The organism is Methanosaeta sp. UBA458, from assembly GCF_002496085.1.
Classification (GTDB): Archaea; Halobacteriota; Methanosarcinia; order Methanotrichales; family Methanotrichaceae; genus Methanothrix; species Methanothrix soehngenii.
On record NZ_DAIK01000012.1, the window covers coordinates 1 to 2,583 of the forward strand.

General features: G+C 54.9%; 4 protein-coding genes. 3 read left to right on the forward strand and 1 reads right to left on the reverse strand.

The genetic code is table 11. The features are described 5' to 3' along the window. The first annotated feature begins 2 nt into the window (after positions 1–2). From BP822_RS12840 to BP822_RS00805, 3 genes are all read left to right on the forward strand, one after another. A complete protein-coding gene (locus BP822_RS12840) occupies positions 3–173 on the forward strand; it encodes a ketopantoate reductase family protein (protein ID WP_349681838.1) in 171 nt (56 codons plus the stop codon). A 359-nt stretch (positions 174–532) separates the two neighbouring features. Continuing rightward, a complete protein-coding gene (locus BP822_RS00800) occupies positions 533–913 on the forward strand; it encodes a GerW family sporulation protein (RefSeq protein WP_276839752.1) in 381 nt (126 codons plus the stop codon). Between the two features lie 142 nt (positions 914–1,055). Continuing rightward, entirely contained in the window at positions 1,056–1,244 is a 189-nt protein-coding gene (locus BP822_RS00805; RefSeq protein WP_013719548.1) for a protein translocase SEC61 complex subunit gamma, read from the forward strand. A gap of 68 nt (positions 1,245–1,312) precedes the next feature. Here BP822_RS00805 and cfbD read toward each other — a convergent pair whose 3' ends face one another. Then, entirely contained in the window at positions 1,313–2,413 is a 1,101-nt protein-coding gene (cfbD, locus tag BP822_RS00810) for a Ni-sirohydrochlorin a,c-diamide reductive cyclase catalytic subunit (RefSeq protein WP_286877519.1), read from the reverse strand. Positions 2,414–2,583 lie beyond the last annotated feature (170 nt).

Consider the following 2,583-nt stretch of genomic DNA (forward strand, 5'->3'; position numbering starts at 1 on the left):
GCATGCTGCAGGACATCCTGGCAAAAAGGAAGACGGAGATCGATGCTTTAAACGGGGCCATCTCTCGCCTGGCTCGGGAGAATGGGATCCCAACACCCTACAACGACCTTCTCACCCTGCTCATAAAGTTCAAGGAGAAGAGGGAGAGCCAGGGTCTGGGTCCCCAGGGCTGAAGCTGCAATCAAGCTTTAGATGATATGCGGAATGGACATCTCAGTTTTCTTTTGGCTCTTCTCTGAATTATGTGGGTGAGTTCAGGCAGAGAATATGGCCTCTGTTCCTCTGTGTCTCTGTGGTTGGGTCAGAGCATAGCGTTTCACCACAGAGGCGAAAAGATACAGAGAATTTCCGATTCATCATTCCAAAGGTGATCAGAAAGAACCCGATGTATTGCGGATGGGCGGATATATCTGTATATGCCGGTCAGGACCAGCTTGCTCTCTCCAGCCTCCCGGCTGCAGTACTCCTTATGGATCTGCCTCCAGAAAGCTTTTTCATCCATCCGCGACAATATTTGAGAGGAGCTGAGGATATGGAAGGACTGACCGATATTCTGAAGACCATAACCACGGAGATGCAAAAGTCCCTCTCCCCCCGGACGGCGGTTGGCGATCCCATCACGGTAGAGGGAAAGACCATAGTTCCCCTGATGAGCGTGGGGATGGGCTTTGGCGCTGGATCCGGGACTGGAAAGGAGACCGATCCCGCGGGTGGAGCAGGCGGGGGTGGCCTGGGAATGAAGCCCATAGCAGTGGTGATCATCGACCAGCAGGGCGTGAGAATAGAGAGGATGAAGGAGAGCCGTGACACCCTGGTGGATCACCTGGCAGAGGCCATTCCCAGGTTTGTGGAGAACATATCCCGCAAAAAGGAGAGCCGGGTGGAGATAGAGGGCTCAAGCCAAGAGAGCTGATCGAAAGCTTTTTTATACTCCAATTCATTCCTTCTGGAGAATGAGCGAGGGAAATATCGAAGCGGAGAAGAAGAGCTCTGCCAGGCAAAAGCCCGATCACAAGAGTAGGCTGGATCTGAAGAGCAAACTGGACCTGGACGATGTGGATTTAGGCGTCACCTTGCCCTCCACTAACATAAACGAATACATTCGCGTCCTGAAGCTGGCTAGAAAGCCCACCAGAGAAGAATTCAACATGATCGCCAAGGTATCCATGGCCGGCATAGGCATCATTGGATCCATTGGCTTTGTCATATACGCATTGCTCACAGAACTTCCCAAGATGTTTTAGGAAAGGCTGCTCAGCGGAGAGCAGCCATAAACTAGCTTTGCTTTGTCTTTGTTATCTCTTTATCCATCCTATTTAGCCTGGGCCTTATTCATGGCACGGAGGGTGGCTCCAAACTCCGATTCTACTATGCTTGTCACCCCCATGGTCTTGGGATGAAGATCGATCTCCACCATGACATGCTGATGGCCCAGATCGCGCAGGGGCTTAACCTGACGAGGCCCATTGGTTATGGAGAAGATCTCCAGGCCCTGGAGAGCAGACGCGGTCAGGGCATGGGGCACACCGGACACGACGGCAAAGTCGTAGCCACCCTCCTGGGCCCGCTGGGCGATGATGTCCCCCGTAACTGGATACTCATCCAGGCCGCCGATGATGCTGAACTGGACGCCCCTGCCCCGAAGGTCGCCAGCGACATTGACAGCGTCCCTCCTTACCTTGGGCAGGCCGAGCTGATCGTTTAGGTTGGCCAGGGTATCCACCTGCTCTCCAGCCACCTCAGCCACGGCTGCCGTAATATCCGCAAACATATAGGCGGTCTCCTTCTTGGCATTGAGGATGTTCAGGCCGCGCTTCCCCTGCCGAATCAGCTCCAAAAGCCTTTCTGCCGCCTGATACTTCAGGTCGCCCCTCTCCGGAGCGAGGTACTCTGCGCTGGCCGCTCCCCGGAGCCTCTCCACCTCAGTCGCCTTCTCCAGCAGGGTCTTCTGGCGAACGAACTCCGCCTCATCAATTATCCCCTTATCCCTTGCCGCCTCCAGGGTGATGATCACCCCTTTGGTGTTATCCCTGTATCCGGCATGAACCTCCACCTCGAGCACCGGTATATCGAGGTCCGCCTCTAAAACTGCCTGATGCAGGTCATCGCCGATGATCATGCTGCTGCAGGTTCCGGATATGGCCATCAGCTGGGGATCGAACAGCTCCACCGCTTTCTTGAGAAGAGCGGTCAGCGGCTTGTGGCCCCCGAAGACGAATCCCGCTTCATCTAAAGCTGTGGTCAGAACTCTCACCCCATCCTCCTCTAAAAGCCGGGCGTGCTTGAAGCAGCATCCGCTCGGGCCGTGCAATATGACCACATCAGCCCCCAGGTCGCGCAGTGTGTATAAAGCGGCCACAATTGAGCTCGGCCTGGGATGAAGTACATTCAAATTTTGCATTTCGCTTGCCATTATTATCACCTGAAACACTTAACCGCACTAAGCAATCTTTTGGGGCGAGAGGATTCTGCCTTCTCGAGCCCCTCCACAAGGTCTTGGGCCGTCTCTGCCCCCAGCTCTCTAGCCAGGGGGCGGAGCCTCTCTCCCACTAAGACCAGATCCTCGATCTCCGAGCGCCTCCT

Bases quoted from the DNA above. Each gene is read 5' to 3' on its own strand.
- cfbD (WP_286877519.1), bottom strand. From the start codon at position 2,413: ATGGCAAGCGAAATGCAAAATTTGAATGTACTTCATCCCAGGCCGAGC.
- BP822_RS00800 (WP_276839752.1), top strand. From the start codon at position 533: ATGGAAGGACTGACCGATATTCTGAAGACCATAACCACGGAGATGCAA.
- BP822_RS12840 (WP_349681838.1), top strand. From the start codon at position 3: ATGCTGCAGGACATCCTGGCAAAAAGGAAGACGGAGATCGATGCTTTA.